Consider the following 24,439-nt stretch of genomic DNA (forward strand, 5'->3'; position numbering starts at 1 on the left):
TATCCTTTAGCATTTTTTATACACTATATAATATTCGTTGAATAAATTGGAGACTTTAGCATAAATAGCTAAAGTCTCACAATTTTAAAGCACAATATACCAATAGGGTTATCTTATCAATTGGTTATTTTTAGATTGTCCCATTTCTATTTCTCCATCAGCGTATATGTACATTCCAAGGCCTTCTCTTTGATCATCTATCCACTGCCCTATATATTTATCTCCAGTAGCCCAAGTATGGATGCCTTCGCCATGCCTAAGTCCATCTTTCCAACCGCCTACATAGATATCTCCATCTGGCCAATTACAAATGCCTTGACCAGTTTTTTCACCTTTTTCCCAATCTCCTATATATCTTTCACCATCATCCCATGTATATATTCCACTGCCATGTTTTTCATCCTCACTCCACTCACCTACATATTTTTCTCCGCAGGCCCAAGTAAGAGTTCCTACGCCGTGCATTTTATTATTTTTCCAAAGACCTACATATTTACTTCCATCCGTATAAATAAAAGTCCCTTGGCCATTCTTTACACCATCTAATCTTTCTCCCTCATAGGTTCCCCCGTGGATATGTTCCTTTTGGGCAATTGTTTCCTTATCTAACTTAACATTATTCATGGTAATTTTACCCATATTAGCTTTACTTAATTTTATATTTTTCATATTATCCCAGCTCCTTTCTCTTTGCATACTTAACTTATTATTTTATTTACCTCATCTACAATATACTATATCATGCTTTGCCTAAAACTATACAATATTTTTTTGCAAAATAAAAACCTGTAGGAATTAATCCCTACAGGTAATTTTTATTAGATAATATTATCTTTGAAATCCTCTATTGTTTTGTTGTTTTTTAGCTCTTCTACAATCAGGACATCTTTGTGGTTCATTTTCGAATCCTTTTTCCTTGTAAAATTCTTGTTCACCCTCAGTGAATACGAATTCTTGTGAACAATCTTTGCATATTATAGTTTTATCTGCCATTTAAACATTTCTCCTTTTTAATTATATTAAGATTTAAGAGCTGATTTACTTTATATGCCTAAAAAGGTAATGTTTAAATCATATTAAATCTTGATGTTAATGATTTTGCAATCTCAACTCACTTAGAATAACACATATATTATTAATTTGCAATGGTTTTCTTTAAAATACTTATAAAAACACTAAATATTTATTGTTTACTATTTCGAGCTATTGCTAAATTAATGGTTTCTTTAACAAGGTCAATGGCTTGTAGTTTGCTATGTCCCTTATGTTTTATTTCTTCTTTTTCTTTTTTTGCTATTGCTTTGAATGGATATTCTTTCTCATCATTTTCCATAACTTCTATTCCATAGCCTCTGTATTCTTCCATATTCCACCTCTTATTATTTATTTAAAATGTTGTTCTTAATTATATACTTCTCATATATTATTTAAAACTAACTAATAATTTAACCTAAAATTTTTTTTGCACTCTGGCACTTCATTTACTCTCCGTAAACCTTATTATTATTTTCCTATTTTACCCTCCCTTTCTAAAATCATTATACCACATTTTGAATAATTTGAATATTCTTTTATTAAATTTTTAATCCTCTTTTCTATGCTTCTTTTTTACTACTTTTAGCCTAAAAAAATCTTCTCTTTCTTTTTCTTCTAAAACTTCTGTTACAAACTTTACTATTTCCTCAAATTTAGGAATTTGTATATTTTGAAGTGCATTTGCTCTCTTTTGGGTTTTCTTTACTTCCATGGCTAATCTGTATACAGCATTTTCTACTTCTGCTAGCTCATAGGTTAAGTATTTTACATTATTAAATTCTTTCATTGCATCATCAATAGATGCGCTACTTCTGTAAAATCCATATTTTGGTTCCATTTCTTTTCTATCAAAAATAATTTTTGGCACTTCTACACCCATAACACTTTTAAATAAAATCTCATAATCTTTAGCTTCTTCGACGGATATAGCTATATCTTCCATCTTTATTATTCCTGAATTTATATTTGCGGATTCTAAAGCTTTATATGCCTTTGAAAAAGTCATATTTACCTGACTTTGAAGAACACGTGCTTTATCTACATAAGACATCATTTCTCTTATTAATACATTTCTTTTTTTATCTAATAGTTCAAATCCCTTTTCAGAAAATTCCAAAGAACTTTTAGCAGCCATTAAGGTAGACTTAGTTGGCGCAAAGGTTTCCATATTACTTCACCACTGCTTTATAATATTTTTCTAAAATTTTAGGTGAAACCCTATCTAATTCATTTTTCGGCAATATACCAAGAATTTCCCAAGCTAAATCTAAAGTTTCTGCCATATCCCTATTTTCATCATAGTCCTGTTTTAAAAACCTTTCTTCAAAAGCTCTACCAAAGTCCATATATACCTTATCTATTTCCGAAAGTTCATCTTCTCCTATAACTTGTGCTAGGGCTATTACGTCTTGTACTCTAGAATAAGCTGCAAATATTTGATTTGATGCATCTCCGTGATCTTCGCGAGTAAAACCTTCACCAATTCCATCTTTCATAAGTCTAGAAAGGGAGGATAAAATATTTACTGGTGGGTATATGTCTCTTTGCTGAATCCCTCTACTTAAAACAATTTGACCTTCCGTTATGAAGCCTGTAAGATCTGGTACTGGATGCGTTATATCATCGTTAGGCATGGTGAGTATTGGTATTTGAGTTATACTACCTTTTTTTCCTTTCATCATGCCAGCTCTTTCATATAGCGAGGCTAAATCAGAATATAAATATCCTGGATAACCCTTTCTACTTGGAACTTCTTCTTTTAAAGAAGATAGTTCTCTAAGTGCTTCACAATAATTAGTCATATCTGTAAGTATTACAAGTACGTGCATATCTTCTTCAAAAGCTAAATATTCTGCAGCAGTAAGTGCACATCTAGGAGCTATTATCCTCTCAACTATAGGATCATCTGCTAAATTTGTAAACATAACTACCTTTTCGAGCACTCCCGCTTCTTCAAAGCTTTTCTTGAAATAATTAGCATCATCATACTTTATCCCCATAGCTCCAAATACTATACAAAATTTCTCATCTTCCTCACTAGAAACTTTCGCTTGCCTTACAATTTGCGCAGCTAATTCATTATGAGCCATACCATTTCCAGAAAATATAGGAAGTTTTTGTCCTCTTATTAAGGTTGCTAGGCAGTCTATTGATGATATTCCTGTTTGTATATAGTCTCTAGGGTATCTTCTAGCAACAGGATTCATAGGTCTTCCATTTACGTCATATTTTTTTGAAGAATAAACCTCTCCACCATTATCTCGAGCGTCGCCTATTCCATTAAATTCTCGTCCTAGTATATCCTTTGTAATAGCTATCTTAAAGGACTCTCCTTTAAAATGCACTGAAGTATTGCTAACAGACATCCCAGTTGTTGTTTCAAAAACTTGTACTATAGCCTTATCTTTGTAAATTTGAACAACCTTTCCCTTTTTTTTATATTTTCCATCCACCAATATATCAACGATTTCATCGTAAGCTACATCTTCCACATTAGAAAGTATAATTAAAGGTCCTTGGACTTTGTTTAACATTAAATATTCTTTCTTCATAGTGCTTATACCTCCTTACTAGTCTCTGTAGGTATATATTATTATCTACCTATCTATATTTTTCTATAAGTTCCTCAAAATATTTGCCGAGTTCACTTTCTAAATCATCTATTAGTTCTGGGTTATCGTTGGGTACATTGTATTTCATTTTATAAAGCTTTTCCATTAATTCTTTATTCATTATAACAGAAATTGGTATCCCCGCTTTTACTGCCCTACATCCATTATCATAAAATGACTCTATAGCTTTAAGCATCTTATATTGTTTTCCTAAGGGTACAAAAGTATCTACAGCATTATAGGCATTTTGCTGAAGGAACGCAATTTTAAGGCATTTAGCTACCTCTATGATGAGCCTTTGCTCGTCCGGAAGCACATCTTCACCTACCAGTTTAACTATCTCTAGAAGCTTATTTTCTTCATATAAAAGCTTAAGCATCTTTGCTCTTAAATCCATTACGTCTTCCGCCACGTTTTCCTCATACCAATCCTTTAAAAGTGAAGTGTAGCCACTATAACTAGATAGCCAGTTTATTGCAGGATAATGTCTTGCATAAGCTAATTTTTTATCAAGGCCTAAAAAGGCAGAAACGAATCTTTTAGTATTTTGAGTAACAGGTTCTGAGAAGTCTCCACCAGCAGGTGAAACTGCACCAATTACAGTAACAGAACCTTCGCTACCGTTTAAGTTTTCTACGTAACCTGCTCTCTCATAAAACTCTGCAATTCTTGATGGAAGATAGGCTGGATAACCTTCTTCAGCAGGCATCTCTTCAAGTCTTCCTGAAATTTCCCGCAACGCCTCTGCCCACCTTGAAGTTGAGTCTGCCATTATAGCAACGTGATATCCCATATCCCTAAAATATTCGGCTATTGTAATACCAGTATAAACGCTTGCTTCTCTTGCAGCTACCGGCATATTTGATGTATTAGCTATAAGTACAGTCCTATTCATAAGTGGCAAGTTTGTTCTAGGATCTATAAGTTTCGGGAAATCTTCTAGAACTTCTGTCATTTCGTTTCCTCTTTCTCCGCAACCAATGTACACTATAATATCCGCATCAGACCACTTGGCAAGTTGGTGCTGGGTTATAGTCTTTCCAGTACCAAATCCTCCAGGAATGGCGCAAGTACCACCTTTTGCTATGGGAAAGAACATGTCTATTATTCTTTGTCCCGTAATAAGAGGTTTAAAAATAGTTTTTTTATCTTTTACTGGTCTTGGATTTCTTACAGGCCAATATTGATAAAGTTTAAGTTCATGAATTTTTTCATCTTGTTTTAATTTAACCACTGTGGTTTCTATATTGTAGTTTCCATTTTTAATTACCTCGATTACAGTTCCAAATACCCCTGGTGGAACCATTATCTTATGCATAATAGATTCCGTTTCTTGAACGCTTGCATATATATATCCTTCTTTTAATTCATCTCCAAGCTTTGCGTTAATATCTACGGGCCAAAGTTTTTCTTCATCAAGAGAAATTAGGCCTATACCCTCAGGTAAAAAGCCATAAGACATTTCATTTATTTTTTCTAGTGGCCTTTCAATTCCATCAAATATATTCCCTAGTATTCCCGGTCCCAGTTTAAGAGAAAGAGGACTTCCAGTAGAAATTACAGGTTCACCTATTTTAAGACCACTAGTTTCTTCATAAACCTGAATAGTTGCATAATCTTCTTCCAATATTATGATTTCACCGATGAGCTTTTTAAATCCTACCATAACCATTTCTCTCATTTTAAAGCCCTTCATGTGCTCAGCTTTTATAACTGGACCATTTACTCCCATTATATTTCCTTCCATGTCTTTCCTCCCATTCATAAATCAGTTGACAGTTGAGAGCTGCAGTGTAGCAAAATAATTAAATCATCTCTCAACTCTCAGCTTATTCTCAGGCTAGCATTTCCATAACTCTAACACCAATTATTTCTTTACTTTCTTCTAGTTTTGAATATAAACTATTATCTATTTTAAATTTTCCTTCAATATCTTTTAGTATTATGCCTCCTATAAAGTCTTCCTCTGAAATCTTTATTTCCACATTTCTATCACTGTAATTACTCAGTACGACCCCAATTTCCCTTTTAAATTTCTCATAATCCCTTTTGAGTATTATAATATAGTAATCTCCACTATCTATTTCCTTTAAAGTCTTCTCTAATATACTTAAAAAATAAGGTTTATATTCCGGTAATAAGGCAAATTCTACAAGCTTTTGCCCTACATTTTCTAAAGCCTCTTTAATCAGTTTTTCCTTAAGAAATAACATTTCTCTTTGCTTTTTAAGCCTTTCTTTTGCCACTATCCCATTTGCTTTAATGTCAGATTTTTTTGCCACATCTCTTTGAAGGCAACGCCTAAGCTCTTCTATCTTTTCTTTTTCCACATTTATTCTTTTTTGCGCCTCGGCTCTAAAGTCTTTTAGCCTTCCTTCTTTTTCTTCATTTACCTTGTCATATATTATCTTAGAAAACAAACTTATCTTATCTTCAATGGTGGTCATAACCAAACCTCCTGCCAATTGTTATGCTTTTTATAATTTAATCCCTATAGCTTCTTTAACGTATCTTAAAATAGCGTCACTACCTTTGCTCCATCCATGCCTATCTGGAATTTCTACCAAAAGAAGCCTTTCCTTGGACAGCTTTATGCGACTTATCTCATCTGGTATTTTCGCTGCAATTTTCTCTGTTATTATTATTATTCCTATTGACTTGTCTTTTTTTAATTCTTCAATTTTTTTAACTATTTCTTCTTTTTCGTGAAGAACAACGCCTTCCAGACCCGCCATTTGCATGCCTACAAATGTATCTATATTATCACTTATTAAATAGCTTCTCATAAGCCTCTCTCCTAAAAATTATAATTTTGAAAGTATCATTATAGATATAATAAGTCCATATATAGCAATACCTTCTCCAAGACCAACAAAGATAAGAGTTTTTCCAAGTATCTTAGGATCCTCTGATACCGCACCTAAGGCTGAAGATCCAACGGCACCTACAGCATAGCCAGCACCAATAGTTGCAAGTCCTGTAGAAAGTCCAGCTGCTAAATATCCAAGTCCTGCAGCAGGGTTTGCAGCTACCGCCACCGCACCGTGAGCTACGCTTGGAATATTTACTATTAAGGCCCCCATCATAACTGGTATAAATACACCTAAGTTTATTTTAAGAGCTTTTTTAATTTTTTGTCTACCTAAAACATTTATCTTACTTTGCTCAACAACTCCATAAGTAATAGTAGCTATAACAACACAAAATGTTAACATTAATAATATAGTCATAATCATTATTCCTCCCTCTAATATCAAGTGTATTAACTTGCACACTTGTTAACTTTAAATAATGAACACATACTTTTTATATGCGTTACTTAAGTTTAATTTTCACAGGTTCAAAACTAACCCCGGCACCTTCATAATACTTACTGAATAATTCATAGTACTCAAGTCTTAATCCTTGTATAAATACTATGAGCCCTTCAAGGCATATAATTACTATATTCCCAAGTATCAGTATTAGCACAGAAGCAAATCCGCTTTTAGTCATAGAAGCCATAGCAGAAAATGCAACAAATAAACCAACGTGATTTAAGGCAAAGGCACCTACCCTTATAAATGACAGGGTATTAGAAAACATAGATAGTAGCGTTTCTACTACCTCAAAACTTGATTCTATAAAATAATCCTTAGCTCCATCTTCAAATAATATTTTTTTACCTAAAATAATATTTGCCAGCGGCTGCTTTAACAATATCAATAATAAAAAGAAAATAAAATATATTATCCAAATAGTTATTGGTAATAATGGTTTCTTATAAACTACAGATACTATTAATGTTAAAGCTCCAATATAGAACATAAAACCTGCTAGTCCTTCTTTTCCAAAAAGTCCACGTTCTAAGTCTTTCCGCCTTAAACTGTTAGTAATTCCTAATATAAAAGCTAAAATAAGAAAACCGCATCCACATATTATTGCCACAATTAATATGTCATTAATATCTTCCATGGGTCTAATTAGAAGGGCTGGGATTACTGTTTCAGAGCCAAATACACTTCCATATAAAAATCCAAATACTATAGAACTTATCCCAAGTCTTTCAAAAACTCCGCCTAAATTATTTTTACCTAGCTTATTCTTTAGCAAAAACCCAGCTAATAACAATACTAATCCTTGGCCTGCATCTCCAAACATAGCACCAAACATTAATGTATATGTTATTGCAAAAAACATGGTAGGGTCTATTTCACCATAACTAGGGACACCATACATGAAAACCATACTCTCAAAAGGTTTGAATAATTTATTATTTATAAGCATTGTTGGTGGAGCTACATCTTTATTCGTTCTTTCGTTAGGATCTTTTTCAATGGTCAATATTCTACCATCAAAACTCAAAAGTAGCTCATTAAATTTGTCCATAAAACTTTTAGGTATCCAACCTGAAAGATAAAAAAATTCATTTGTACAAGCCGCACTTTTTTTTATTTCTCCTGACTTTTGCTCTAATTCATAACTCTTTTGAATATTTTTTATAGTTTCATAATTTTCATCTAGGAAATTGCTAAGTTGTTTTTTAATTTTCACTGTAGATTGCTCCGCCTCATTTATTTCCGCGGAAACTATCGCTGACACATCTCTTGGAACCCCCGTATAATGCTCAGGTACTAGAATTTTTTCGCAATTTGCAGATTTAAAAATTCTTTCCGCCTCTACGAGCAAAAGTATTGGAGTGAATGCTATAAATATAACAGAATCCTTTTCTTCATAGACAGATTGAATTATTGAGGGTATATTTTCATAATTTGCTTTTACTTTAAGCATGTTTTCCTTTGGCACTTTGTATAATCCCATTTGAAAATTTTTCATAGTAGTAATATCTTCCATAGGGAGAGATACATTCTTTAAAAATTCTAATGCCTCATAAGTGTTTTTAAGATATTGCTGTTTTTCTTTTGAATCCTCCAGTTCTGTGCTTAAAACCTTATATTTGCCATAGACTGACTCTAGTTCTGTTTCCATTGTATCAAAGTCAAAAATAACCTGGCCAGCGTACTCAAGGCTTTTACCAAAGATCTTTTGAGCATCCTTAAGCTTCTCAATATATTTTAAACTTATATTATATTCTTTATCATATAAGTAAGGTCTTATATAGTTTACATCCATTAAAGCCTCTATATTATCCGTGGAAGTTTTCAGTACAAAGTCTGACGAGTTTATTTCTTGCAAAGCACTTACCGGTTGCATACAGCCTTCTAGTGCTAACATTTTAGTCAGTTTATCAAAATCCTTAATAGCCCCAACCAAATTAACCATATGCATTTTTTCTATAGACACAAAATCACCTCCTGCGCTTTTATATGGTAGTTAACAATTTATAACGTGACAGAAACATAATTAATACCTTCACTCATATCCATGTCATATCTTTTTTGTTCTATTATAGAAATAATATCTCTTATTTCAATCCTATAAACAACAAGATAACTTATAACCATACTAATATTAGTTTTATTTTCTCTAAGAATTTTTTTAAAATATTTTTTTTGAAATTCACGTTCTCGTTTTTCAATTAAATTATAATCATCCTTTTCATATATGGATGCATAGGGCGTTTTTTCTAATATATTGTTGAATTCCTCTATATTATTTATATAACAAAGCTGTTTAAGTTTTTCCTTTGAAAGCTTATATCCATTATAGATAGTATAGTTAAACAGTTCCTCTGGAGATATCTTGTAAAAAGTCTTTCCCCTATATATCCAGCCCAAATTTAAAAGGTCTGCTTCAAGGCTCATTACACTATATACTACTTCTTTGTTCTCCTTATCTAAATGCTTAAGTTCCCGGCGTATTGACGTAAAATAAACAAAATCAAGTTCAGTTTCAATTCTAAACAAACCTTTTGTACTTGTATCTTTAGCTAAATTTTTTAAACTCTTATAATATATGCTACCTTTTAACCCATCTATTACATCTTCTACGCTTTTTAAAGCTAATAAGTAATCATAATCTACTTTATTTAAGGAACTTCTGGCAATTAGTTTTTTGTCTATTTCCTCACCGCTAAGGCCTAAATATTTACCCCTTAAAATTACTTTTAAATCTTCTATTTCCCATCTTATAAAAAAAGTTTTTACGAGACTTCTATATTCACCATCAAAATAATTTATAAATTTACTATAAGTACTTATGTAATACTTATGTAAAATAACCTCTAAATCACCCCGATGAATTTTCTCTAAATTGTACGCTTCTAAAAGTTCACCATAGCTAGTTTCCTCTTTTAATACTTTAAGAGTGCTTTTAAGGTCTTTACAATTTAGTAATTTTGAGTACTGATCTAAGCTCAGCATCTTTCCCATCATTGCCTTTACTTTAGTATTTATAGCACTAAACTTAACAACACTTCCCATATATTTTCACCCCTATAGTGACTTTATTATTCTATTAAATACTTCATCTACTATTTTCAATTTATTAATTTGATATTTGGCATTAATATCATTTAATCCTTCTTCCTTTTCTTTTATTATGTTTTCAGCTCTATTATCTGCCTTAGTTATTTTTTCATTACTTATAGTACTCTTAATAATTTTAGATTCTTCTTCAAAGTTACTCCTCATATCTAGTATTGTTTTTTCAAGTTCATCTTGTTTTTCTTTTATCAGTTCATCAATGCCCTTTCTATACCTTTCAGCATCTTTGTCTATACTCATTACTTTATTCATTACAAATTCCAAAGCATCACCCCCAATATTTTTAAAATAATACATCGATTTGTTTTTTTTCTAGAATTTTGAAATAACCATTCTTCCATTATAGACTCTTTCAATACTAATGTCGAAAGCTATTTTTGACATTATTCAAGCATTTAGTAATGAATTTGAACGCCCTTACAATATATTCAGTAGTTAGCTAACCTTACCTGTGTTTATCTCGCATACTCACATATAAAAATCCCGGCCTTAAACTATACCTTTTTATTAACTAGCTGATGTAGTATAATTAAGTACTATTGCTAAATAAATTTATTACTAAAGGAGGTACTTATGAAAGATAACATAGAAGAAACTGAAGGTAACGTATTAAACTATCTTTATGAAAATAAAGCTGCATCACCACAAAGTGTAGCAAAAATAAAGTTAGGTATTAATTTAGGTAAAGGTAAGGGTGATCTTAGATTATTTAAGGCATCACTTGAATCACTAATTAATAAGAAGTTTATAAAAAAACAAGAGGACAGAGGAAATTATAAAATTAATGACACTGGAATAGAGCATATCGAAGGAACTGTAGATATCGTAGAAACTGAGAATATTCAGGGAAATTAAAAAAGAGCCTAAGGCTCTTTTTTGTATAATAAAAAGCGGCCCAGATAACATAAAAAATTATGTATCTAAGCCGCAATATGTCGATTTAATTGGCGGGAATATGTGTGAATCGAACACACCCATCGTGGTATTAGCACGACAACACAGTTTTGAAGACTGGCAGGCACACCAGCACCTATCTACTCCCAGGAACATGCTAATTATAGCATATCTTATCACTATACTCAATAGCAATATGCATAATTTTGTCGAATGAATTAATATTTAGTCCCTATTTTAACGACATTTCAGAAGGAAGTCCCCTACTTCTATAAGTGGGAGTAATATACTATAACAAAAATAAAATTTCAGTGAGCGGCTAAATTTCCTTCTGAAGTCGTTAATTACAGCATCGCAGATGATGCTTTAACTATCTTTATATAGTACTCTATCATTTTCTACTCTTTTTGTTAATTTTATGCTATCAAAATGTTCTAAAAGCGCTACTGCAAATTTTCGACTTGTGTCAAATACTCCTCTAGCGGTGGCTGCCGCTATGCTACCGTTTTCTTTAATGTAGTTACATACAATTGTTATTGAATTTTCATAATGCTCTTTTGTAAAAATACAATCCTCAGCTACTTTTATTAATTCTTCATTATCCATAAGGGAATCAAAAACCATCTTAAAGGTCTTTTTATCCTTTTCATTTATAGCTAAGTCATTGTATTTAGGGGTATTATACCTACCCTTATCATAAGCCGCAATAATGCTCTGTTTTAATTTTTCTTGCTCCACTGTATATTCTATCCTAAATCCGTATAAACATACAGATTTTTCATATATTTTTATAGCATTTCTATCTTCCATAAGCAATAACATTTCATCATATGTTTTCTGCTTTATATTTTTTCCAAAAACCTTATTTTTTATTTCCTCTTTTGGCATACCACCCTTAAGTGGATTTTCTCTATGATACTTTATTAAGAGTTCCTCTATTTCCTCTATCTTTTGCTTTAGAAAACTCTTATGTATGTATATTGTCTTATCTAAAGATGTTAATTTAATTATTATATTATCATCTACAAGTGTCTGTAATTTATCTTCTATGCCTTCTTCATTTTTTCCTAGTGCTTTTAAAATCACAGAAGCATCTGGATAATCCCCACTTAATTTGCTAAGAGTATTCTCTAAGATATTTTCAGTTTTACCGCTTTCTTTAATTTTAAGATCTTCTATATACTTTTCATTAAATCTTTTAGCCTTTTGCGCAGCAGGTTCAATAATAGTGCCCCCAGCTATAGTATGCATAGGTGAATAGCTTCTAATTACATATCTATCATTTCTTTGAGCATTTATAGGTTTTTCCAGTCTTAATTGTACATAAGCACTTTCCCCTGGTGCTATTTCTTCTTTATCTAATATAACAACTCTACAAATGATTTCATCCGTTCCATGATATAATCTAACTCTCTGCCTATTAACTAGTGGTTTTTCTGCACTCTTTAGATAGTAAAGCGTACAATCTATTGAAAAAGAAGGCTCCATTATATTTAATTTAGAAACTACATCGCCTCTGCCTATTTCACTTAATTTTATATTAGCCAGGTTTATAGCACATCTTTGCCCTGCTTCTCCAAACTCCTCTGGTTTATCATGGATTTGAATGCCACGAACCTTTGTAACTACCTTTGAAGGATATACTTCTACCGTATCTCCCACTTTTATTCTTCCACTTATTATTGTTCCAGTTACCACCGTTCCAAACCCACTTACAGAAAATACTCTATCCACAGGTAACCTAAAATGACCTTCCGTATCTTTACCAGAAACATCTTCTGTGGTTTTATCAATATCACTAACTAAGCCATCAAATCCCATTTTTGTTTTTGAGGATACTGCATGAATAGGTGCATCTTCTAAAAATGTGCCCTTAAATTCATCCCTTAAATCACCTTTAATCATTTCAATCCATTCAACATCAACCAAATCTGCTTTTGTAAGAACTATAATTCCCTTCTTAACATTTAGTAGTTGCAATATTTCAAAATGCTCTCTAGTTTGAGGCATAATACCCTCATCTGCTGCTATAACCAATAGAACCACGTCTATGCTACTTATTCCTGCTAGCATGTTTTTAATGAATTTTTCATGACCTGGAACGTCAATAAGTCCAGCTCTTCTGCCAGATGGTAAATCGAAATAAGTGAATCCTAAATTTATAGAGATACCTCTGTCCTTTTCTTCTTTTAAAGTATCTGTCTCCCTACCGGTTAATGCTTTAATTAAGGTAGTCTTTCCATGATCTATATGCCCTGCCGTTCCTATAATAATATGCTTCATACAAGCAACATCCTTTCCATAAAAATATGGGCATGCAAGTTAATTATACATTTTGCATGCTTTTAAAAGCCTCTACAATAAGCCCATAATCTTTTTCGAATAGTGTCCTAAGGTCCATTATAACTTCATTATTACTAATTCTTACAATTATAGCTACTTCATTCATCCGCAAAATCTCTTCTATTTGCTGCGCGCCGTAGCTTTCACTTTTTATTTTTATAACATAAGTTTCTATTTTTTCTGTGGGCATGGAACCCCCACCAACCATTGAATAGTCATTATCTATAGTGAAAGTGAATTTATCAGTTTTATTTTGAAGCATTCTTTTTAGTTTTTTAGCGCTTTTCTTAAGTTCTTCTTTGTTACATAAAAGCATATTTAAAGTTGGTATATTTTTTATAGCCTCTGCTTCTTCTAAATAGTGTGCAAGCGTACCTTCTAAAGCTGCCAAAGTCATTTTATCTATTCGGAGCGCCCTAGTTAATTGATTTTTCCTCATTCTATCAATATACTTCTTTTTTCCTACTATAATTCCAGCTTGAGGACCACCTAACATCTTATCTCCACTAAATGTTACTACATCTATACCCTTTTTTATACTTTCCTGAACTGTTGGCTCATAGACAAATCCATATTTTGAAAAGTCTATTAGCACTCCACTTCCTATGTCTTCAACTACGGGTATATCTTTTCCATTTCCTAGCACTACTAAGTCTTCTATAGATACTTCCTCTGTAAAGCCCATAATCTTGAAATTGGAAGTATGTACTTTTAATAGTACTCCTGTATTTTCTGTAATATTATCCTCATAGTCGTATAAATGAGTTCTATTAGTTGTACCTACCTCTACTAGTTTAGCACCACTAAATTTCATAACTTCAGGAACCCTAAAAGACCCACCAATTTCAACTAATTGCCCTCTAGACACTATCGCTTCTTTTTCCCTACACAATGTATCTAGGGCAAGCATAACTGCTGCTGCATTGTTGTTTACCACCATAGCGGCCTCGCCGCCAGTTATTTTTATAAGAATGTCTTCTATATGTGAATATCTAGATCCCCTTTTGCCTTTTTCAATGTCATATTCAAGATTGTTATAATTCTCGGCAACATTAATTACACGATCTATTGCATCCTTTGATAAAAGAGATCTACCTAAATTTGTATGAACCACAGTTCCCGTAGCATTTATAACTTTTCTAAGCTTTGGACTATTCTTTTTATTTAATAGTTTAATAGAATAGCTTATTACTTCTTCCTTGGTTAATGCTTGTATTTCATCATTTAAAATTGCTTTTCTATAAAGTTCTATAGCCTCTCTTAAAGAATCTAATACAAGAACTCTTATGTTACTTTCTAATTGCATCTTTATAGTTTCTTCTTGAAGAAGCTCATCTACTTTAGGTAAGCTTCTTAATAATTCTCTATTCATGGTAATTCACCCCGCATTTATTTTGTTAAATCATCACCATAAGCCTTTCAGTATGGAGGGTTTTCTTTACTCCACAATTATATATTTATCTTGCAAAGGAATTACTTCTCCAATAATTTGTGATTCTAATTCTAACTCATTTAATCTACTCATAAGTTTTGTCGCCTCAGCTTTTGTGCAAGATACTAAAAGACCACCTGAAGTTTGAGGATCAAATAATATATCCTCTAGCCACTCAGGTATGCCTCTAAGTTCATATTTACCCTCTATGTATGCTTTATTGTTATAGCTACCTGCAGGCACTAGTCCCATCTTTGCATATTCTTTAGCTTCTTTTATGTATGGTATATTTTCTTTAAATAATTTGAAGCTTACATCTGATCCCTTAGCCATTTCATAGCAGTGGCCCATAATACCAAAGCCCGTTATATCCGTACAAGCACTTATCTCATGCTCCATAATAATTTCTCCAGCATATTTATTTAAAGTACTCATAACCAAAACTGCAATGTCATAAGCTCCTTTTGAAGCGATTTCAGCTTTTATTGCGGTAGTAATTATTCCTGTACCCAAGGGCTTTGTTAAAATTAGAAGGTCCCCTACATTACAGCCGTAATTTTTAAGCACCTTATCTGGATGTACTATGCCCATAACAGATAGACCGTATTTAGGTTCATCATCCTGTACTGAATGCCCACCTATTACTATTGCTCCAGCTTCTATTACTTTATCTGCTCCACCTTTTAAAATTTGTCCAAGTATATCTATATTTAAACAATTAGGAAAACATACTATATTTAAAGCGAGTGTTGGTTTGCCTCCCATAGCATAAACATCACTTAATGAATTTGCTGCTGCTATTTGCCCAAAGATATAAGGGTCATCTACCACAGGTGTAAAAAAGTCTAAGGTTTGAATTACTGCAATTTCATCGCTTAACTTATACACTGCTGCATCATCTGAGGTTTCAATTCCAACAATCAAGTTTTCACTTTCCATTTTAGGTAATTTATCTAGTATCTTCGCCAAGGCCCCTGGCCCTATTTTCGCTGCTCAGCCAGAGGTTTTTGATAGTTCTGTAAGTCTTTTTTCCATGTTAACCTCCTTGTAGCTCTCTGGGTCAGAAAACAATTATCAATTGTTTTCCCTCCTCGTAGTTCTCTCTAATTAGTAATAATTATTACTAATTCTTCAAGATAATTTTATACCATTAGTCACTTTATGTCTACCTTATCTATAAATTTACTTAAGGTCTTTTCCCCAATACCATCTACTTTTCTTAACTCCTCTACAGACTTAAATCCTCCGTTTTCTTCTCTATATTTAATTATCCCATCCGCTTTTGTATCTCCTATACCTGTAAGAGTCTTTAATTCTTCTTTATTTGCAGTGTTTATGTTAACAATATCCTTCGCTACCTTAGAGCTTGAAACCGTAGAATCACTGCTTTTACTCTGGGACTTTTGCAGCTTATCTGCCTCACCCTTTTTATAAATCACAATACAATCTTCATCCTTTAGTTTTTGAGAAAGATTTGTAGCATAAAGGTCTGCATCTAGGGTAACACCTCCTGCTAGCTTTACAATGTCATTCACCCTACTTTCCTTTTTTATTTCATAGACCCCTGGACATGCTACCGCACCCTTTATGTCCACTTTAATATTACTATCTTCTACTGCATTTGATTGAACAGCTGCATTTGATTGAAGTGCTATATTTGATTTTATAGTTGTATTTGATTTAGTGGCACTTTTATTTGCATCTTTTTTTTCTGAAGCTTTATCAGTTTCTACAAATATATCTTTATAATCTTTATCCTTAATGGATTCTTTTGGACCTGACATTGTATATCCAACAATTATAAATACAATGCTTATACATAGAATAACTATAGACCCAATTATTTTTTCTTTATTTTTCATAATTTCTCCTTTCCATCCTCAGTAATGGGAAACAATCACTAATTTATTTTACCTTCATATATAAAATTATTGACAACTTTTCGTAAATACTGTCGCTAAGAAAGATTTATTTTGATATAATGTAAGTATTGAAAACTGGGAGGTAATTTATGAGGAAATTAATTACAACAATATTCGCATCATTTTTTTTGCTTTTTAATGTATCCCTAGCGGTACAAGCATTAGTAACTCCACCAGTGGCATCAGCTGATAGTGTAGTTTTAATGGATGCTACTACAGGTAAAATACTTTATGAAAAAAATAAGAATTCTGCTTATCCCCCAGCTTCCACTACTAAGATAATGACCATACTTCTAGTCTTAGAAAGATGTAATTTAAACGATGTGGTAACTGTAAGCAAAAATGCGGAGATGGCTGATGGTTCAAAAATATATCTATTTGAAGGCGAAAAGATTACTGTAAAAGAATTGTTATACGGATTGATATTAGCTTCTGCTAATGACTGCGCTGTAGCCCTGGCCGAGCATGTAAGTGGCTCCACAGAAAAATTTGCATTACTTATGAATGAGAGAGCAAGTTCACTAGGTTGTAAAAACACTAATTTTGTGAATCCTAATGGCTTATATAATGTTAATCATAAAACTTCAGCCTACGCTTTAGCTTTGATTATGCAGGAACTTACTAAACATGAGGAATACAAAAAGATAGCCATAACTCCTTCATATGCAATGGCATCAACTAATAAATCTGTAGAAAAACGTCCTCTTTCCAATGGCAATAGGCTAATACAAAAAAACGACCAATACTATTATAAAGATTGTGAAGGTGGAAAGACAGGCTATACTATCCAATCTCAACATTCTTATATTGCCGTAGCTAGTAGAAATGGTCAAAAGCTTATAGTAGCTCTTGTACACGACTCTAAAAAAACTTTTTTTGGGGACAGTATAAAACTATTAAACTATGGATTTGATAATTTTGAGCTATTTAAATATTTTGATATAAATGATGAAGTATCAAAAGCAACTTTAGATGATGGTACATCGATTCCACTGCTTGCATCGCGAGATTTTTATATAGTTAAAGCTAAAAATTCAACGGAAGTTTCAACTCCAGTTATTAAGACTGAGGAAAAAAATTTAAAACCTTCTTCTATCCTTAAAGGTGATAAAATAAGTAAAGCAACAATTACTTTTGATAAAGATTCTTACAATTTAGATTTGTCTAGCGGAGTAAATTATTCTAAACCTTCTTCCCCAAACAATGGTTTTTTAAAAGGCGATTCAGAAAAATCGAAAAGTTCTGCAGTTTTAATAAAATATTTTGCTATTATAATTGCGGTATTAATAGTATTTTTTAGATTAAGTCATATAAGAAGAAGAAAAAAAAACAAGTTGAGGAAATTTGCAGCCAATATAAATAGTAAAGATAAAACATAAAAAAGCACTAGGGTCATACTAAATAGTATAAACCTAGTGCTTTCTTATATTTCACTTTCATCTTTTAGTTTGCTTATTAACTTCACTATATCATCCGGAAGCTGCGCCTCAAGTATAAGTTCATCACCAGTTCTTGGGTGAGGAATAATTAATTTATAAGCATGAAGTGCCTGCCTCTCAATATAATGACTTTCAGATTCTCCATAGAGACTATCACCATAAATCGGATGTCCAATATGACTTAAATGAACACGAATCTGATGTGTTCTACCAGTTTCCAAAATCAATTTTAAAAGGTCACCATTTTTAAACGAATCAATAACTTCATAATGAGTTATGCTTCTTTGTCCTTCTTCCCACACTTCTCTTTTTGCACCCTCTTCATTGGGTTTTCCAATAGGCAAATCAATAGTACCTGACTTATTTTTCATATTACCATGTACAACCGCCATATAACTCTTCTCAAAGGTTTTGCAGTTCACGTCTTTGCTTTGCAAGTCTTTACTCTGCATATCTCTCGCTAAGGCCATATGTGCAAATTGATTTTTTGCAATTATTATAAGACCTGAAGTATCCATATCCAATCTACTCACTAGCCTAACAATGCACTTTTCATTTCTTTCTTTAAAATAATATGAAACTCCATTAGAAAGTGTCCCAAAGGGATATCCCTTCGTGGGATGAACCACTATGCCCGGACTCTTATTTATAACTATAAGGTCTATATCCTCATATATAACATCTAGATCCATCTTCTCTGGTTCAATGTTTTGATGCTCATTACTCTTCATGTCAATTTCTATTTTATCATTTGAATTTATTCTATGATTTAGCCTAGCAACTTTATCATTTACACTTATTTTCCCACTAAGTCCTGAGCTTTTTAAAAATCTACTAGATAAATTCTCCGTATACTTTAAATAATCTCTTAATTTAACTTCATGAATATCTTCCTTAACAACATATGTTAATTTATTAGTTGACAATAATTTATTAGTTAGCAATCGCGATTACTTCTATCTCTACTAATGCATCCTTAGGAAGTTTTGCCGCCTGAACGCAAGATCTAGCTGGTGGATTTGATGTAAAATATTGTGCATATACTTCATTCATATCAGCAAAATCATTCATATCCTTTAAGAATACTAGAGTTTTTACTACCTTATCTAATGATGTTCCTGCTTCTTCTAATATAACTTTTAAATTTTCTAATGATTGTGCTGTAGCTTTTTTTATATCATCATTTATGAATTCTCCAGTAGCAGCGTTTATTGCAAGTGATCCTGAAGTATATACCATATTTCCAACTTTTACTGCTTGAGAATATGGTCCAAGAGCTGCTGGTGCTTTAATTGTGCTTATAATCTGTTTTTCCATTTTTTCTCCTCCTCATAACTTTAGATAGTGTTAAGACTATCTTTATATAGTGTTGATAGGTAAAAAATATTAATACATGTATTCATGGTCTTCACCTAACAAGACTATTATATCAAATTTTTCCTGTGTTGACGATAAAAACTCAATATTGTCTATTTTGAAATCTTTTATTAGAGCAGTTTTTATATCGTTATTGCCATTGTATACTGAAATCTTAGATTTACTAGCAGTGCCACCATTTTCTGTTACAGGTTTATTATAGCCTTTTTCAACTAAATATTTTGAAAAATCACTAGCCAGGCCTGATTTTTTAGTGCCATTAATTATCTTTATTCTAAGTTTTGACTTATCAACATATATGGCTTTATTATCATATAATTTTGAGATAATGTTCTTATTTTGAGCTTCATTATATACTAAATATGATTGACCATTTATTAGCTTTAAATCACCCTTTATGGTATCCATAGATAACTGTCCTTTATTACTTGCAAATATGTATCCATATTTAATTATATCTTTAGCTTCCATATTAGTTTCCGCAGAGCTTTCAATTGCTTTTAAAATACCTGGAACCTTAATTAATATACCTGGGCTTTTTATTTTATCCATAATTTTACTAATAAACATATGTTGGTTTTCTATTCTGCCTAAATCTCCATCTGCCAGGCCACTTCCATCATTGTTTTTTCTCCATCTAAAAAATTCTTCAGCCTTTTTACCATCTAAATGGATTTTACCTTTTTCAAAATGAATGCTTAAATTTTGAGTGGGGTCATCATAACTCATGGTTCTTTTTATATCAATATCCACTCCACCTATAGCATCGATAACTTTCCTAAAGCCTTCATAATTAATTTTACCGTAATAGTCAATTCTAATACCTAATAGCTTTTCTACGGCATCAACAGTATAAATCACGCCACCAATAGCATGAGCAGCATTAATTTTTTGATTTTTGTTATTTATTTTAATTAGAGTATCCCTAGGAATGGAAACCATACTTATTTTTTTATCTTTTGCATCATAATGTGCGAGTATCAGTGTATCTGTCCTCTTAGGATCATTGGCATTTGTAGCACCAGGAGTACCTACATCTACACCCATGACCAATATGTTACAAGATTCTCCATTCTTAACTATTTGTTCTACCTCACCCTTACTTAACTTAGATCCTACGCCTTTTTTAGATAAATCAACTGCACTATTGTTAAAACTAGATAAATATAAATATAAACCTGCAAAAATTAATATAGCAGCTGTCACCACAAAAACAATAGTACCAATTGCAATTTTTTTATAATTTACTTTTCTTTTTGTTTTTTTCTTCATCTTATCACCTTCTATTTTTACTTAATAAATAATTTCTTGCGTGAATTGTATCTATATGTAATAATTCCTTTTGGCTTATAACATAGATAATGGTATTTTCAAGAGACTGCATTACTGCTGCATCTAAATTCATCAAACTTAAGGTTCTAAGTTCCTCTACACCTTTGAACTTTCTTAATGGCTCAATGTAATCTGATATATAAATTATCTTTTCCAAAGTACTCATATTTTTTCTACCAGTAGTGTGATAGCGAATAGCACTTAAAATATTTTCATTTTGGATCCCCATTATTTCTCTAGCTATTATGCTTCCAACTAATCCATGCAAAATTGATGGATTAGTTGTATATATTTCGTCTATATGTATTTCATGCTCACTAGCTATTTTTATAAGTTCAGCACCCTTCACATTCTTAGCACAGTCATGAACTAATCCTGCAATTCTTGCGCTTTCTATATTTTCTCCATATTTAGCTGCAAGAGTTACCGATGTTTCACTAACACTTAAACTATGTTTCAATCTGCTTTCACTTAAATTTGTATGCAAATAATGGAGCATTTCTTTCTCATTCCACATTTAACTCCTCCTAATATTCATCTTTTGCAAAAGATAATTACAGATGGTTTTATTTATATAGATTGTTTGCACGAATAATTTCCTCTACCCCTCTAGGCAAAAGATAATTAACTTGCCTACCCTCTTTTATATTGTTCCTAATATGCGTGGAAGATATGTCTATAATTGGCATATCAATATAAATTATTTTTTTATTGAACTTTTGTTCTATATAGAGCTTCTTTTTCGCAACTTCCTGCGCTGTAAATCCTGCCCTATTATAAACTACAATCTTACAACTATTGAAAATCTTCTCTACATTTTTCCACTTATCTAGCTCCATTAAACTATCTACGCCAATTAAAAAATACCATTCTATATTACGTTGCAATCCGCTGAAAAGTTCAACAGTTTCGTAGGTATAGCTATTTTCTTTTTTATTTATTTCATAATCACTTATTTCAAAGTCGACTTCAGATTCTATTGCCCTTTTAACTAAATCATATCTAATTTTAGCATTTGTAATTTTTTTATTCTTTTTATGTGGTGGATTTCCTGCAGGCATGAATATAATTTTATCTAAATGTAAACTGTATAATGCTTCATAGGCAATATGAATATGCCCGATATGAATTGGATCAAAAGTTCCTCCAAAAATGGCCTTTTTCAATATAACACCCTCTTTATTTTCTAATAAGGTATCAAAACTTTTAGCAATCACTATACTAGCTTCGGCTTACAGCCGCAGATACTGATAGTATGTTTTTCATGGACAACTTGGAAAATAATAACACAAAATATGATTTTCCATAGAGGAAAAAGCATGTAAAATTACATGCTTTTATGGTAATTCAATTGTAGGCTTTTTTAAAGACCTTTTGTATAATACGCATTTGCTACCAATAGTCTGAACTCCTTCAGCACCTATGGCCTCACAAATTATATCTGATGCTTCTCTAGCAGTTAGTCCACTATTATTTAGAACTTTAATTTTAATAAGCTCTCTAGATTCTAGCGCCTCATTTAACTGCTTTAAAAAATTTTCTTCTACCCCTGCTTTTCCAAGCTGAAATATTGGTTGTAATGGATTTGCAAGGGTTCTTAAATAACTTCTTTGCTTACTTGTAATCATAATATCCTCCTAGTTTGAGCAATGATCAATTTTTAATGATCAATGATCAATTGTGGTCATTGGTCATTTGTCATTGATTATAATAAGAATTCAAATTCAAAGTTTTGTAATCTTACTGAATCCCCGTCTTGAATTCCTTTTTCAACTAGTGCATCAAATACTCCCTTATTTCTTAATACTTTGTGGAAATATTTAAGAGAATCCGGTTCATTTACATTTACAGCATTTAGCAATCTATCAACAAAGCTTCCTTCAACAACAAAAGTTCCTTCGGCGTCTACATTAATAGTGTAGGTGAATCTTCTTTCTTCTATTATGAATTTATCTTCATCTTTTATTACCAGTTCTACAACTGGAATAGTAGATAACATTCTTGCTGCCTCTTTCATCAGTGCTTCTACGCCTTGACTTGTAGCTGCAGATATTTTAAATATTTTACTATCATCGTATCCCATTGCGTTTAATTTTTTCTTAAAGTTTTCAAAAACTTCATCATCAAATAACATATCGCTTTTATTAGCAGCTACTATTTGTGGTCTATCCCATAATTTAACGTCATATTTTTTAAGTTCTTCATTTATCTTTATAAAGTCATCTACAGGGTCTCTACCTTCAATTCCTGAAATGTCAACCACATGAATAAGCATTCTAGTTCTTTCAATATGTCTTAAAAATCCTATTCCAAGACCTACTCCTTCAGCTGCTCCTTCAATTATTCCTGGTATATCAGCCATAACAAAACTCGGTATGCCTTTCACATTTACTACTCCTAAACTTGGTTTTAAAGTGGTAAAATGATAATTAGCTATTTTAGGTGTTGCTTTTGAAACTACTGAAAGCAAAGTTGACTTACCTACATTAGGAAATCCTAGTAGCCCAACATCAGCAAGTAACTTAAGTTCAAGCTTAATCCATCTTTCTTCTCCTGGCATTCCAGGTTCAGCAAAGGTTGGCGCTTGCCTTGTAGGTGTACAAAACTTAACATTACCTTTTCCGCCTTTTCCAGCTCTGCAAATTACAAAAGTTTGACCATCATGTGATAAATCACACATTATTTTATCTGTTTCTGAATCTCGTACAATTGTACCCATTGGAACTTTTACATACAATTTTTCTCCAGCTTTTCCGTAACATTTAGATCCAGAACCTTGTACTCCATTTTTTGCTACGAATTTTCTTGAATATGAAAAGTCTAATAAAGTTGTCATACTAGCATCAACTACCAGTATTACGTCTCCACCGTCTCCACCATCTCCACCATCCGGTCCACCCAGAGGTATATACTTTTCTGTTCTAAAGGAAACTGATCCATTTCCACCATTACCTGATTTAACAAAAATCTTGGCTGTATCAATAAACATATATTTCACCTTACCTTAGCGCATTTTCTATTTTGTATTTTAATCTATTAACTAAACTCTAATTTCTTAGAATATTAATCTATAAGCTATATTATTATCAAAATCACATCTATAAATTTTAAAACCATCTATCGCCATATCTATTTGCTGCCATTCATCCATCCAACTTATTTCGCCTAACATGGCTTCATTATTAGCAAGGAGTAAACTTTCGCCTAATTCATCTTGAAATATATAAATATATACAAATTTTTGATCAGTAGCTTCTATCTCCATAAATATAGTGTTAACCAAATCATTTTTTTTATTATATTCATTTTCAAAAATTTTATTTTTAAAATTACTGATTTCAATATCTATTTCCACTTTAACTTCATTTGCCCATAATTTTTTAATGTTATTCTCAAGGCATAGTGAAAATCCATCATCTTGTAATTTGTAAATTTCACTAATAGTTTCATTTTGCTTAGATAATCTATCTATATATTCTAATGCACCTTGAGGTCTTTTAATCTGCAAATAACCATATATAACCTGAAGATCATTCATAAAATCGTGTCTTTGTTTTCTAAGTAAGCTTATATACTTTTCTAATTCATTCATTACTATCCTCCGAAAGAGAATTTTAAAAAAGCACCC

Annotated in this window: 26 protein-coding genes and 1 tRNA gene; 2 read left to right on the forward strand and 25 right to left on the reverse strand. The window is 31.9% G+C overall.

Annotated features, from left to right (window positions below; all coding sequences use genetic code 11):
* Positions 1 to 108: 108 nt before the first annotated feature.
* The 12 genes from Ctaglu_RS03740 to Ctaglu_RS03795 all read right to left on the reverse strand — a co-directional run bounded on the left by Ctaglu_RS03740 (position 109) and on the right by Ctaglu_RS03795 (position 10,336).
* Positions 109 to 669 (reverse strand): MORN repeat-containing protein, encoded by a 561-nt coding sequence (locus Ctaglu_RS03740; RefSeq protein ID WP_124998201.1) that lies wholly within the window; start codon positions 667 to 669, stop codon positions 109 to 111.
* Positions 670 to 828: 159 nt separating this feature from the next.
* On the reverse strand, positions 829 to 993 hold the full coding sequence (locus tag Ctaglu_RS03745) for a zinc-ribbon domain-containing protein (RefSeq protein WP_124998203.1): 165 nt from the start codon (positions 991 to 993) through the stop codon (positions 829 to 831).
* A gap of 190 nt (positions 994 to 1,183) precedes the next feature.
* Positions 1,184 to 1,366 carry a hypothetical protein gene (locus Ctaglu_RS03750; protein WP_124998205.1) on the reverse strand — a complete coding sequence of 61 codons (183 nt, stop codon included), beginning with the start codon at positions 1,364 to 1,366 and terminating at the stop codon, positions 1,184 to 1,186.
* A 216-nt stretch (positions 1,367 to 1,582) separates the two neighbouring features.
* Positions 1,583 to 2,203: a V-type ATP synthase subunit D gene (locus Ctaglu_RS03755; protein WP_124998207.1), complete on the reverse strand. Its 621-nt coding sequence runs from the start codon at positions 2,201 to 2,203 to the stop codon at positions 1,583 to 1,585.
* A gap of 1 nt (position 2,204) precedes the next feature.
* On the reverse strand, positions 2,205 to 3,587 hold the full coding sequence (locus Ctaglu_RS03760) for a V-type ATP synthase subunit B (protein ID WP_124998209.1): 1,383 nt from the start codon (positions 3,585 to 3,587) through the stop codon (positions 2,205 to 2,207).
* Between the two features lie 49 nt (positions 3,588 to 3,636).
* The gene (locus Ctaglu_RS03765; protein WP_124998211.1) at positions 3,637 to 5,394 is read right to left on the reverse strand and encodes a V-type ATP synthase subunit A; all 1,758 of its coding nucleotides are present in this window, start codon (positions 5,392 to 5,394) and stop codon (positions 3,637 to 3,639) included.
* 88 nt (positions 5,395 to 5,482) lie between these two features.
* Positions 5,483 to 6,094 carry a V-type ATP synthase subunit E gene (locus tag Ctaglu_RS03770; RefSeq protein WP_124998213.1) on the reverse strand — a complete coding sequence of 204 codons (612 nt, stop codon included), beginning with the start codon at positions 6,092 to 6,094 and terminating at the stop codon, positions 5,483 to 5,485.
* 30 nt (positions 6,095 to 6,124) lie between these two features.
* On the reverse strand, positions 6,125 to 6,433 hold the full coding sequence (locus Ctaglu_RS03775) for a V-type ATP synthase subunit F (protein ID WP_124998215.1): 309 nt from the start codon (positions 6,431 to 6,433) through the stop codon (positions 6,125 to 6,127).
* Positions 6,434 to 6,451: 18 nt separating this feature from the next.
* On the reverse strand, positions 6,452 to 6,877 hold the full coding sequence (locus Ctaglu_RS03780; RefSeq protein WP_124998217.1) for an ATP synthase subunit C: 426 nt from the start codon (positions 6,875 to 6,877) through the stop codon (positions 6,452 to 6,454).
* A gap of 85 nt (positions 6,878 to 6,962) precedes the next feature.
* Complete coding sequence (locus tag Ctaglu_RS03785) at positions 6,963 to 8,930, reverse strand: V-type ATP synthase subunit I (RefSeq protein ID WP_124998219.1); 1,968 nt, start codon at positions 8,928 to 8,930, stop codon at positions 6,963 to 6,965.
* A 38-nt stretch (positions 8,931 to 8,968) separates the two neighbouring features.
* On the reverse strand, positions 8,969 to 10,009 hold the full coding sequence (locus Ctaglu_RS03790) for a V-type ATPase subunit (protein ID WP_124998221.1): 1,041 nt from the start codon (positions 10,007 to 10,009) through the stop codon (positions 8,969 to 8,971).
* A gap of 12 nt (positions 10,010 to 10,021) precedes the next feature.
* Positions 10,022 to 10,336 carry a hypothetical protein gene (locus Ctaglu_RS03795; protein ID WP_124998223.1) on the reverse strand — a complete coding sequence of 105 codons (315 nt, stop codon included), beginning with the start codon at positions 10,334 to 10,336 and terminating at the stop codon, positions 10,022 to 10,024.
* Between the two features lie 309 nt (positions 10,337 to 10,645).
* Between Ctaglu_RS03795 and Ctaglu_RS03800 the strand changes: the two genes are divergently transcribed.
* Positions 10,646 to 10,927: a hypothetical protein gene (locus Ctaglu_RS03800; protein ID WP_124998225.1), complete on the forward strand. Its 282-nt coding sequence runs from the start codon at positions 10,646 to 10,648 to the stop codon at positions 10,925 to 10,927.
* 90 nt (positions 10,928 to 11,017) lie between these two features.
* Here the strand turns inward: Ctaglu_RS03800 and Ctaglu_RS25000 are convergent.
* The 5 genes from Ctaglu_RS25000 to Ctaglu_RS03820 form a co-directional block, all read right to left on the reverse strand.
* Positions 11,018 to 11,114, reverse strand: a tRNA-Sec gene (locus Ctaglu_RS25000).
* 218 nt (positions 11,115 to 11,332) lie between these two features.
* A complete protein-coding gene (selB, locus tag Ctaglu_RS03805; protein ID WP_124998227.1) occupies positions 11,333 to 13,249 on the reverse strand; it encodes a selenocysteine-specific translation elongation factor in 1,917 nt (638 codons plus the stop codon).
* A 43-nt stretch (positions 13,250 to 13,292) separates the two neighbouring features.
* Entirely contained in the window at positions 13,293 to 14,681 is a 1,389-nt protein-coding gene (selA, locus tag Ctaglu_RS03810) for an L-seryl-tRNA(Sec) selenium transferase (protein WP_124998229.1), read from the reverse strand.
* A 66-nt stretch (positions 14,682 to 14,747) separates the two neighbouring features.
* Positions 14,748 to 15,776: a selenide, water dikinase SelD gene (selD, locus tag Ctaglu_RS03815; RefSeq protein WP_124998231.1), complete on the reverse strand. Its 1,029-nt coding sequence runs from the start codon at positions 15,774 to 15,776 to the stop codon at positions 14,748 to 14,750.
* A gap of 119 nt (positions 15,777 to 15,895) precedes the next feature.
* Positions 15,896 to 16,603, reverse strand: a complete 708-nt coding sequence (locus Ctaglu_RS03820) for a helix-hairpin-helix domain-containing protein (protein ID WP_124998233.1) — start codon at positions 16,601 to 16,603, stop codon at positions 15,896 to 15,898.
* 149 nt (positions 16,604 to 16,752) lie between these two features.
* Here Ctaglu_RS03820 and Ctaglu_RS03825 point away from each other — a divergent pair, with 149 nt between their 5' ends.
* Positions 16,753 to 18,042 (forward strand): D-alanyl-D-alanine carboxypeptidase family protein, encoded by a 1,290-nt coding sequence (locus Ctaglu_RS03825; protein ID WP_124998235.1) that lies wholly within the window; start codon positions 16,753 to 16,755, stop codon positions 18,040 to 18,042.
* Positions 18,043 to 18,086: 44 nt separating this feature from the next.
* Here Ctaglu_RS03825 and Ctaglu_RS03830 read toward each other — a convergent pair whose 3' ends face one another.
* The 8 genes from Ctaglu_RS03830 to Ctaglu_RS03865 all read right to left on the reverse strand — a co-directional run bounded on the left by Ctaglu_RS03830 (position 18,087) and on the right by Ctaglu_RS03865 (position 24,403).
* Positions 18,087 to 19,046 (reverse strand): RluA family pseudouridine synthase, encoded by a 960-nt coding sequence (locus Ctaglu_RS03830; RefSeq protein WP_233439675.1) that lies wholly within the window; start codon positions 19,044 to 19,046, stop codon positions 18,087 to 18,089.
* A complete protein-coding gene (locus Ctaglu_RS03835) occupies positions 19,036 to 19,419 on the reverse strand; it encodes a RidA family protein (RefSeq protein WP_124998239.1) in 384 nt (127 codons plus the stop codon). Before Ctaglu_RS03835 ends, Ctaglu_RS03830 begins: the two co-directional genes overlap by 11 nt.
* 69 nt (positions 19,420 to 19,488) lie before the next feature.
* Complete coding sequence (locus tag Ctaglu_RS03840) at positions 19,489 to 20,751, reverse strand: LCP family protein (protein WP_233439677.1); 1,263 nt, start codon at positions 20,749 to 20,751, stop codon at positions 19,489 to 19,491.
* A gap of 4 nt (positions 20,752 to 20,755) precedes the next feature.
* Entirely contained in the window at positions 20,756 to 21,328 is a 573-nt protein-coding gene (yqeK, locus tag Ctaglu_RS03845; RefSeq protein ID WP_124998241.1) for a bis(5'-nucleosyl)-tetraphosphatase (symmetrical) YqeK, read from the reverse strand.
* Positions 21,329 to 21,377: 49 nt separating this feature from the next.
* Entirely contained in the window at positions 21,378 to 21,980 is a 603-nt protein-coding gene (gene nadD / locus Ctaglu_RS03850; RefSeq protein ID WP_124998355.1) for a nicotinate-nucleotide adenylyltransferase, read from the reverse strand.
* A 168-nt stretch (positions 21,981 to 22,148) separates the two neighbouring features.
* On the reverse strand, positions 22,149 to 22,439 hold the full coding sequence (gene yhbY / locus Ctaglu_RS03855) for a ribosome assembly RNA-binding protein YhbY (protein ID WP_124998243.1): 291 nt from the start codon (positions 22,437 to 22,439) through the stop codon (positions 22,149 to 22,151).
* Positions 22,440 to 22,516: 77 nt separating this feature from the next.
* On the reverse strand, positions 22,517 to 23,800 hold the full coding sequence (obgE, locus tag Ctaglu_RS03860; RefSeq protein WP_124998245.1) for a GTPase ObgE: 1,284 nt from the start codon (positions 23,798 to 23,800) through the stop codon (positions 22,517 to 22,519).
* Between the two features lie 66 nt (positions 23,801 to 23,866).
* Positions 23,867 to 24,403, reverse strand: a complete 537-nt coding sequence (locus tag Ctaglu_RS03865; protein ID WP_124998247.1) for a Spo0B domain-containing protein — start codon at positions 24,401 to 24,403, stop codon at positions 23,867 to 23,869.
* Positions 24,404 to 24,439 lie beyond the last annotated feature (36 nt).

This window comes from Clostridium tagluense, assembly GCF_003865095.1.
Taxonomy (GTDB): domain Bacteria; phylum Bacillota; class Clostridia; order Clostridiales; family Clostridiaceae; genus Clostridium_AD; species Clostridium_AD tagluense.

What these genes read in the sequence shown, in the direction of transcription:
- Ctaglu_RS03740 (WP_124998201.1), bottom strand. Translation starts at nt 669, where the DNA reads ATGAAAAATATAAAATTAAGTAAAGCTAATATGGGTAAAATTACCATG.
- Ctaglu_RS03745 (WP_124998203.1), bottom strand. Translation starts at nt 993, where the DNA reads ATGGCAGATAAAACTATAATATGCAAAGATTGTTCACAAGAATTCGTA.
- Ctaglu_RS03750 (WP_124998205.1), bottom strand. Translation starts at nt 1,366, where the DNA reads ATGGAAGAATACAGAGGCTATGGAATAGAAGTTATGGAAAATGATGAG.
- Ctaglu_RS03755 (WP_124998207.1), bottom strand. Translation starts at nt 2,203, where the DNA reads ATGGAAACCTTTGCGCCAACTAAGTCTACCTTAATGGCTGCTAAAAGT.
- Ctaglu_RS03760 (WP_124998209.1), bottom strand. Translation starts at nt 3,587, where the DNA reads ATGAAGAAAGAATATTTAATGTTAAACAAAGTCCAAGGACCTTTAATT.
- Ctaglu_RS03765 (WP_124998211.1), bottom strand. Translation starts at nt 5,394, where the DNA reads ATGGAAGGAAATATAATGGGAGTAAATGGTCCAGTTATAAAAGCTGAG.
- Ctaglu_RS03770 (WP_124998213.1), bottom strand. Translation starts at nt 6,094, where the DNA reads ATGACCACCATTGAAGATAAGATAAGTTTGTTTTCTAAGATAATATAT.
- Ctaglu_RS03775 (WP_124998215.1), bottom strand. Translation starts at nt 6,433, where the DNA reads ATGAGAAGCTATTTAATAAGTGATAATATAGATACATTTGTAGGCATG.
- Ctaglu_RS03780 (WP_124998217.1), bottom strand. Translation starts at nt 6,877, where the DNA reads ATGACTATATTATTAATGTTAACATTTTGTGTTGTTATAGCTACTATT.
- Ctaglu_RS03790 (WP_124998221.1), bottom strand. Translation starts at nt 10,009, where the DNA reads ATGGGAAGTGTTGTTAAGTTTAGTGCTATAAATACTAAAGTAAAGGCA.
- Ctaglu_RS03800 (WP_124998225.1), top strand. Translation starts at nt 10,646, where the DNA reads ATGAAAGATAACATAGAAGAAACTGAAGGTAACGTATTAAACTATCTT.
- selB (WP_124998227.1), bottom strand. Translation starts at nt 13,249, where the DNA reads ATGAAGCATATTATTATAGGAACGGCAGGGCATATAGATCATGGAAAG.
- selA (WP_124998229.1), bottom strand. Translation starts at nt 14,681, where the DNA reads ATGAATAGAGAATTATTAAGAAGCTTACCTAAAGTAGATGAGCTTCTT.
- Ctaglu_RS03820 (WP_124998233.1), bottom strand. Translation starts at nt 16,603, where the DNA reads ATGAAAAATAAAGAAAAAATAATTGGGTCTATAGTTATTCTATGTATA.
- Ctaglu_RS03825 (WP_124998235.1), top strand. Translation starts at nt 16,753, where the DNA reads ATGAGGAAATTAATTACAACAATATTCGCATCATTTTTTTTGCTTTTT.
- Ctaglu_RS03835 (WP_124998239.1), bottom strand. Translation starts at nt 19,419, where the DNA reads ATGGAAAAACAGATTATAAGCACAATTAAAGCACCAGCAGCTCTTGGA.
- Ctaglu_RS03840 (WP_233439677.1), bottom strand. Translation starts at nt 20,751, where the DNA reads ATGAAGAAAAAAACAAAAAGAAAAGTAAATTATAAAAAAATTGCAATT.
- yqeK (WP_124998241.1), bottom strand. Translation starts at nt 21,328, where the DNA reads ATGTGGAATGAGAAAGAAATGCTCCATTATTTGCATACAAATTTAAGT.
- yhbY (WP_124998243.1), bottom strand. Translation starts at nt 22,439, where the DNA reads ATGATTACAAGTAAGCAAAGAAGTTATTTAAGAACCCTTGCAAATCCA.
- obgE (WP_124998245.1), bottom strand. Translation starts at nt 23,800, where the DNA reads ATGTTTATTGATACAGCCAAGATTTTTGTTAAATCAGGTAATGGTGGA.
- Ctaglu_RS03865 (WP_124998247.1), bottom strand. Translation starts at nt 24,403, where the DNA reads ATGAATGAATTAGAAAAGTATATAAGCTTACTTAGAAAACAAAGACAC.